This is a genomic window from Fusibacter tunisiensis (assembly GCF_016908355.1).
GTDB classification, from domain to species: domain Bacteria; phylum Bacillota; class Clostridia; order Peptostreptococcales; family Acidaminobacteraceae; genus Fusibacter_D; species Fusibacter_D tunisiensis.
On sequence record NZ_JAFBDT010000011.1, the window covers coordinates 62,759 to 70,629 of the forward strand.

Annotated in this window: 7 protein-coding genes; 1 reads left to right on the forward strand and 6 read right to left on the reverse strand. The window is 40.5% G+C overall.

Features of this window, described 5'->3' with window-relative positions; translation table 11 throughout:
* Window positions 1–48 precede the first annotated feature (48 nt).
* From JOC49_RS07975 to JOC49_RS07985, 3 genes are read right to left on the reverse strand one after another with little or no spacing between them, the layout of a single operon-like run.
* Window positions 49–612: an indolepyruvate oxidoreductase subunit beta gene (locus JOC49_RS07975; RefSeq protein WP_204664125.1), complete on the reverse strand. Its 564-nt coding sequence runs from the start codon at window positions 610–612 to the stop codon at window positions 49–51.
* On the reverse strand, window positions 612–2,411 hold the full coding sequence (locus JOC49_RS07980; RefSeq protein ID WP_341534667.1) for a thiamine pyrophosphate-dependent enzyme: 1,800 nt from the start codon (window positions 2,409–2,411) through the stop codon (window positions 612–614). The genes JOC49_RS07975 and JOC49_RS07980 overlap by 1 nt, the downstream gene beginning before the upstream one ends.
* Before the next feature lie 12 nt (window positions 2,412–2,423).
* On the reverse strand, window positions 2,424–3,032 hold the full coding sequence (locus tag JOC49_RS07985; protein WP_204664127.1) for an NUDIX domain-containing protein: 609 nt from the start codon (window positions 3,030–3,032) through the stop codon (window positions 2,424–2,426).
* A gap of 80 nt (window positions 3,033–3,112) precedes the next feature.
* Between JOC49_RS07985 and abc-f the strand changes: the two genes are divergently transcribed.
* Window positions 3,113–4,669, forward strand: coding sequence for a ribosomal protection-like ABC-F family protein (gene abc-f / locus JOC49_RS07990; protein WP_204664140.1), 1,557 nt, complete (start codon window positions 3,113–3,115; stop codon window positions 4,667–4,669).
* A gap of 2 nt (window positions 4,670–4,671) precedes the next feature.
* Here the strand turns inward: abc-f and JOC49_RS07995 are convergent, their stop codons facing one another.
* The 3 genes from JOC49_RS07995 to JOC49_RS08005 are packed head-to-tail and all read right to left on the reverse strand — an operon-like array spanning window position 4,672 to window position 7,770.
* Window positions 4,672–6,450 (reverse strand): methyl-accepting chemotaxis protein, encoded by a 1,779-nt coding sequence (locus JOC49_RS07995; RefSeq protein ID WP_204664129.1) that lies wholly within the window; start codon window positions 6,448–6,450, stop codon window positions 4,672–4,674.
* A 2-nt stretch (window positions 6,451–6,452) separates the two neighbouring features.
* On the reverse strand, window positions 6,453–7,220 hold the full coding sequence (locus JOC49_RS08000) for a DUF1295 domain-containing protein (protein WP_204664131.1): 768 nt from the start codon (window positions 7,218–7,220) through the stop codon (window positions 6,453–6,455).
* Window positions 7,210–7,770 (reverse strand): DegV family protein, encoded by a 561-nt coding sequence (locus JOC49_RS08005; protein ID WP_341534668.1) that lies wholly within the window; start codon window positions 7,768–7,770, stop codon window positions 7,210–7,212. Before JOC49_RS08005 ends, JOC49_RS08000 begins: the two co-directional genes overlap by 11 nt.
* Window positions 7,771–7,871 lie beyond the last annotated feature (101 nt).

A 7,871-nucleotide genomic window follows, 5' to 3' on the forward strand; every position in this document is an offset into this window, starting at 1 on the left:
CATACATCTCAAAAAAGACTTGTTATTTTTTCGGAACATCTTGTTTTTCTAAAAACCTTGATACCCTCTATCAAAACCTTTAATGTTCTGTCCTAAAAATTTAGCCGGCACTTTAGCCTGAATGACTTTTTTCCAAATTGTCACTGGGATGTCTAAATTTTTAGCAAGCATGCCAAGCATGACTACATTGACAATCTTAGGCGTTCCAATTTGAATGCTTTCAGCAAGTACATCGTGTGCTTCAACCACCAAATCAGATCGAAATCGCTCTAAGAAATCATGTGGGTAGGGCATTTTTTCCGCTATGGCAAACACAGGATAAACTTCAGCTGTATTCACCATAACTTTTCCACCTTTTTTTAAATAATCCTGCCATCTCAAACCTTCTAACGGTTCCAGCGCAAGTAATAAATCTGCATCTCCCTTAAGAATATTGGGCGAATGGACCTTTTTGTCAAATTTAACACTCCCCCAGACTTTACCACCCCTTTGGGAAAGTCCTACCACATCATTACTTTTCACATCATATCCAGCTTCAAGAGCGACTTCACAAATAAGATCTGTCGTTAACACAAGCCCTTGTCCCCCTACACCTGCAAGAATAATATTCATTAACGGTCACCCCTTTCTTGAAGACTACTCAGTTTAATCGCACCAACTGGGCATACTTGCGAGCAAACAGAGCAGCCCACGCACATGGCCGGATCAATGGACGATTTGAGTTTTTCAATACCTTCGTAAGCTTTCATATGGATTGGTGGACAATTTGTTTTCACACAAGTTCGACACCCAATACAGATTTCGGGATCCACATAAAAGTGAGGTGACTTGATTTTATACTTTAAAGCGCAAGGACGTGTTGTTATAACCACACCTAAGCCCGGATGGCTTATTTCAGCCTCAATAACCTTCTTAGCCTCTTTATAGTTGAACTGGTCTACCACCTGAACTCTGGTTATCCCCATCACTTCAAGAAGCTTAGGCATATCAACTGCCATATCACTGCCATCACCATAAGGACTAGAACTCGCATTGGGCTGTCCGCCTGTCATAGCAGTTGTGCCATTATTTAGAATAATAACTGTCATATTGTCATCTGGTTCCAACTGGTGCAAAAGATTCATCATCCCCGTCATTCCAGAGTGATAAAACGTTCCATCCCCAATTACCGCCACAAGCGGTTCTTGTTTGCCAGCAATTTTATGGGCCTTGGTCATGCCTTTAACAATGCCAAGAGATGCCCCCATACTGATAACTGTATCCAAAACCTCAAGTGGGTATAGAATGCCCATGGAATAGCACCCAATATCTCCAATCACAGTGCGTTTGGCCTTTTTGAGTATATCGAAAACAGGTCGGTGCGGACACCCTGCACAAAACATCGGCAAACGTCCCATAACGTCTCCAGAATCCACTATATTAAGGTCAATAGAGTCCACAACACCAACTTTGGCAAGCCCCTCATAAACTTCTTTAACATCCAATTCGCCAGTAAATGAAAACAGACTTTTCCCTTCACAAGATATACCGGCCAGCTTCAGCTCATTTTCTATGAATGGCATCATTTCCTCTATAACAACAATGCGGTTATAATGACTTGCTATTTCCTTAAGCCATGATGGATCAATAGGCCAAACCATTCCAAGTTTCAGTATGCCAGCTCTAGGATTTAACTCTTTTACATTTTCAAAAACAATTCCAGACGTTACAATAAGGACATCTGCCCCCTCATGTGGAAAATGGGTATTAATCCCGAATTGGTTTAAGTTTGCCTTAAGCTTATCAATCCGATTTTGCATGTGATATTGTTTGTCAAATGTATTGGGTGGAATCATTCCAAAGTTTTGAACATCTCTTTTAAACCCTTCGATTTCTTTACTTACCTTTTCACCCAGCGTAACAAGACTTCTGCTGTGACATAATCTCGACGTAATTCTAAGCATAACAGGGGTTTCATAGGTTTCACTAATCTCAAGACCAAGTCCCACCATATCTTTAGCTTCCTGAGAATTGGATGGGTCTAAAATCGGCATATTGGCAAATTTTGCAAATAGTCGATTGTCCTGTTCATTTTGTGAACTTGCCATACCAGGATCATCACCTGACATAAGTAAAAATCCGCCTTTAATCCGTGTTTGGGTAAATGTCATTAAAGGATCAGCAGCAATATTTACGCCCACATGTTTCATGGCCACAAGGGTTCTAGCACCGGCAAAAGACGCGCCAATCCCCACTTCCAAGGCAACTTTTTCATTTAGCGAAAATTCCGAATAAATATCTGGATATGCAGCCTTAAGTGTCTCTACCATTTCCACTGTGGGAGATCCCGGATAACTGGCTGCCAGATGTCCCCCTGCTTCATAAAAACCACGTGCAATCGCTTGGTTCCCCGTCATCAATATTTTTTCCAAAATACCCCTCCTTTACGCTTGTCCATCTAAAAATGGATTTAACTTAAAAAAATGCTGAATCAAATAAGCTGTTCTTGCGGTTACTTCCTCATGGTCCAGTAATTTTTTTGCCTGGTTTCGATCCACAACAAATGCCGTTGCATCCTCTTGATCGGATAAAAAATCCCTGGAAGGTTCGCCCTCATAGTAGCCATAAACAATGTTAACACATTCATTTACAAGACCTACAGACACATATCTCGATCGATCCGTATAAACCGGTTTAAACGCCATACCGGTTTCTTCCTTAAATTCACGAACGGCCGTTTCTTCTATAGATTCTCCCGGGTCCATGAGTCCTGCTGGAAGCGAATAAACATATCGACCTGCACTTACCCTGAATTCTTTTAGCAAAACGACTTTTTCTTTTTCGGCGTCCACAGCGAAAATCATGGCACCATCTGTATAACGTTTGCCCCTATATATTTCATTTTCAAGCCTAGCCAAGTTACCGCGTGATGCCAACTCCCAAGTACTAGGTTTACCTGATTTCGTTAAATATGAGATTTTATACCCCTTGATGTAGTCAAGGGACTTTATAGGTTCAATGGATAAAATTTTAATTTTTTCTTCTTTAGACACAAAGTCACCTCGTATTGATTTTTGAACTTTCCTTAAGGTATAATAACATGACATCTAAACATAGAATGAAAGGAAAGTACATGAGTATATTAACTGTAAAAAATTTAAGCCACGGCTTTGGCGATCGGGCCATCTTCAATGCTGTTTCCTTTAGACTCCTCAAAGGCGAACACATTGGACTGATTGGTGCCAATGGCGAGGGCAAGTCAACTTTCATGAACATCATAACACATAAACTCGAACCCGACGACGGTAGCATCGAATGGTCAAAGCGCGTACGTGTCGGCTATTTGGATCAGCATACCGCTTTAGAAAAAGGCAGTACCATAAAAGACGTCCTAGAGAGTGCCTTTAAATATCTATTTGATTTAGAAGCAGAAATGAATGACATGTACATGCGTATGGGAGACGTCTCTCAAGAAGAACTGGACACCCTCATGGAAGAAGTCGGTACCATCCAGGATATTTTAGACCACAATGATTTCTACATCATTGATTCCAAAGTGAACGACATTGCAAAAGGTCTTGGGCTCCTTGAAATTGGCCTAGAAAAACCTGTAGAAAGCCTCAGTGGTGGCCAAAGAACGAAAATCCTTTTGGCCAAACTTCTTTTGGAAAAACCCGACATCTTACTTCTAGATGAGCCAACCAACTACCTAGATGAAGTTCATATTGACTGGCTCAGAAAGTACCTTCAAGATTACGAAAATGCTTTTATTTTGATTTCACATGACATCCCATTTCTCAACAGCGTCGTCAATCTTATCTATCACATGCACAACCAAGAACTGGGCCGATACGTTGGAGATTACGATAATTTTATGCGGATATTTGAGGCCAAACAAAAGCAAATTGAATCGGCCTATCGACAACAACAACAAGAAATTTCAGACCTCGAAGATTTTGTCGCTAGAAATAAAGCTCGGGTTGCCACGCGAAATATGGCCATGTCCCGCCAAAAGAAACTCAATAAAATGGATCGAATTGAGCTTTCTAAAGAGAAACCAAAACCTGAATTTAATTTTAAAACAGCCCGTACCTCTGGAAAATTAATTTTTGAAGTCAAAGATTTGGTAATTGGCTATGAGGATGCCCTTTGCAGACCTTTAAATCTAAGGCTAGAACGGAATCAAAAAGTTGCCATTACAGGTGCCAATGGTCTGGGTAAGACCACTTTGTTAAGGAGCGTCTTAGGCGAAATTCCAAGTTTATCTGGTACAGTAGAACTCGGTGAGTTTTTATACACCGGCTACTTTGAGCAAGAAATCAAAGATGCCAATTATAAAACCTGTATTGAAGAAGTTTGGGAATCCTTTCCCGCATTCACACAGTACGAAGTAAGAGCCGCACTTGCAAAATGCGGCCTTACCAATCAACATATTGAAAGCAAAATCGTGGTCCTCAGTGGTGGTGAGCAAGCAAAAGTTCGTCTTTGTAAACTCATCAATAAAGAAACAAATTTCCTTATTTTGGATGAGCCAACAAACCACCTAGATGTAGATGCCAAAGCCGAACTGAAAAGAGCGCTCCAAGCCTACAAAGGCACAATACTGCTCATCAGTCACGAACCCGAATTTTATAACGACATCGTTACTGAAATTTGGAATTTAGAAAAGTGGACCACTAAAATCGTTTAAAATCATGTGTTGAACCGCATTACGATGTCGGCTAAATCCTTGGCGATTGTCTTAACATCTTGTGAGTTGTCCTGAATTTGTTTCATCAATTCATTTTGAGTATCCATTGTCGCTGCAATCTCTTCGGCTGCAGCGGCATTTTCTTCTGTAATGGCAGATATACCATGAATCGAAGAGGTTACATCGTCTTTATTCACATTAACCGAATCAATACTGCTTGTAATTTCTTCTAATTTGCCAATGGTCTGTCCCATTGCTTTTTCAATAGCATCAAAAGCTTTCTGAACCAAATCCAAAACCTGATTGGACTCATCAATGGCAGTTGTAGAACGTTCCATATTGGTCTGAGTGCTATTGATTTCATTTAAAATCTCTTTAATAATGCCATCAATCTGAGTCGTCGATTTTGAAGTCTCTTCAGCTAATTTTCGAATCTCATCCGCAACAACAGCAAATCCTTTACCCGCTTCACCCGCTCTTGCCGCTTCAATGGCTGCATTAAGTGCCAACAAATTGGTCTGTTCGGCAATTTGATGAATTGTACTTGTAATCTGTACAATCAAGGAAGACTTCACTGTAAGCGTGTTAACATTTTCATTTAACTGATCATTTGTTTTTGACGTCACATCAAATTTTTGATTTAAGGCATTCAGTTGTGTCAAGCCTTCCACATTGCTTTGAGAAACTGCTTCTGTGTAGGATTTTAACTTTTCAGCCCCCTCAACCGTTAACTCTATGGCTTTCGCAAGTCCAACCATTTTTTCAGAGGCTACTTGAGCATCTTCAGCCTGTTCTTGGGCACCGCCGGCAAAATCTGAAACCGTATGGGTTACCGCATCAATGCCTTCACGTCCAGAAAACACAACGTCGCTAAGTACAACTGAAGACTGATCCAACCGGTCCGCATCCTCTTTCATTTCCTGAATCATTTCTCTTAAAACCACTCGCAAATTGGCAACGGCTCTTGTAATGATTCCCGTTTCATCTTTATATTTAAGCAGATAGTCATAAGAGTCGTCATTACGAATGTCCAAATTCGCAGTTTTGTCCAAAACTTCAGACAAACTTAAAATTGGTTTTGATATACGTGCACTGCTAATATAGGACACAAGAGAGCCAATACCCAAAGAGATCACAATTATAGTAACAAGCAAAATAAAAGCCTTATTGATTTCTGCTTGCATTTTATCGCGTTCTTCCTGAATTCTAAGATCAATATCGTCTGTGTAATTTCCAGTTCCAATTACCCATCCAAAAGGTTCATAGAGTTTAACATAAGCCCTTTTGGCAAGGGGTTCTGTTTCGCCAGGTTTTGGAAAATAATATTCAGAATAGCCAGCCCCTTCTGCCTGAACCAAATTAATGAAATTTTGCACCATAGGTGTTCCAAAATGGTCTGTCAATGCCAATCTGTTGGTGCCTTCAACCTCTTCGTTTCCTAAAAGGACCACATTATCACCCGCAAGTGTATCGACCCAAAAATACCCTGTTTCACCATATTGGGCATTCCGGATGACATCTGCTGCAATGGTTTGCGCCTCTGCACTTGATATCAATCCACCATCTCTTTGATTCGCTATGCCATCAAGTTGACTGGTTATTATATCCACTTGATGTTTGATGTTCACGTCGTAATTAAGCCGCATCTCTGCTTCCATTTGATCAATTCGTTCTGAATTGGTGGTGTATATGATATAAAATGACCCCACCCCAATAATCAGCGATATAATGATGATGTTTAAAAATACCAAAAGTACAATCCGCGTTCTAATACTCTTCATCCTCAATCCCCCTTTTTAGGAATCCATGGTATAAACACGTTGGTTTTTGCTGCATAGGCTTCAAATCCAGGCCTTTTCTGCATGCTTTTTTCCAAAAGCGGAACCCCTGAAACAAACCTTAACAAAAGTGTAATTGCCAACGGGCTAATAATTGCAATAAAGGAAATCCCCACAGACAAACCAATGATGAAAATGCCCCACCACATCGTTGCTTCACCAAAATAATTTGGATGTCTGGTTAAGGCCCAAAGACCTGTGGTTATGAGTTTTCCCTTATTGGCAGGGTCTTTTTTGAAGTTCTTAAGTTGAGCATCTCCAACAACTTCAAAATAGTAACCCAAAATCCATACCCCTAAGCCAAGAGCCGTCAAAGCATTAAAGGATGTCCCACTTTTCTCATGAATCCAAACGATTGGAAACGCAATTAAAAGCATGAAAAACCCTTGAAGCATGTAAACTTGTAGAAAACTTCTTGGAATAACCCATTTTCCCCATTCTTTTCGCCAATTTGCATATCTAAAATCTTCAGGCTTCCCAACATTCCGCCTAAAAATATGATAAAAAAGTCTTAATCCCCAAAGCGACACAAGTAGGGTTGTAAGCAGAGCCGGCAAACTCGTATTCCCAGTTCCAACATTTGAATAGACTGCAATCAGAACAAATCCAATTCCCCATCCAAAATCCACAATACTGTTGTTTTTTAAAAGCGTTCCCGCTATAAAAAATGTGAAAAAATACCAAAAAACAAGCCAAATAACTTCAATTAACATTCGCTTTCCCCCTTACAAGTGAAATCGCCACCGATCCAATTCCAGAGTGGATTGTTGTAATTGCCGAAATTGGCGTAATATACTCTGGTGGTTTTCCAACGATTTGTGTGAATTGTTCCGCATATTCTGCTGCACATTTAGGGTTTCCCGCATGGACAAGCGAATACCGTTCAATGCCATCTGTCGCCATAATTTTTGAAACATGCTTCATTATTTTTGCATCCAATTGTTTTCTGGAAAATGCGAGGCCAAAAGCTGTTCCCTCTCCTGACCGTTTCAAGGTCATAATGGCCTTGGCCCCAATCCGCATTAAAAATTTTCCGAGGACATTTGGAACCCGTCCGCCTTTCACTGCATACTTAAGTGTATCCAAACTCACATAAATATCTGTTCTTGGTACTTCTGACTCTATCTGGGTCACAATTTCATCTATTGAGTCACCCGCATTGGCCATTTGAGCCGCTTTTAAAGCCATCATTCCTTCGGCAGAACTGTTTAATTTGGAATCAATTAAACGAATGTCATACCCTTTGTCAATGTATTCCTTAATTGCAGTCGTGACATACTCCCACCACTTAAGAAGTGAGGGCTTCTCGTTCGAATAGCCTAATGGCTACAGCATAAGCGAGCTATCCCCGTGTGCCCCACGGT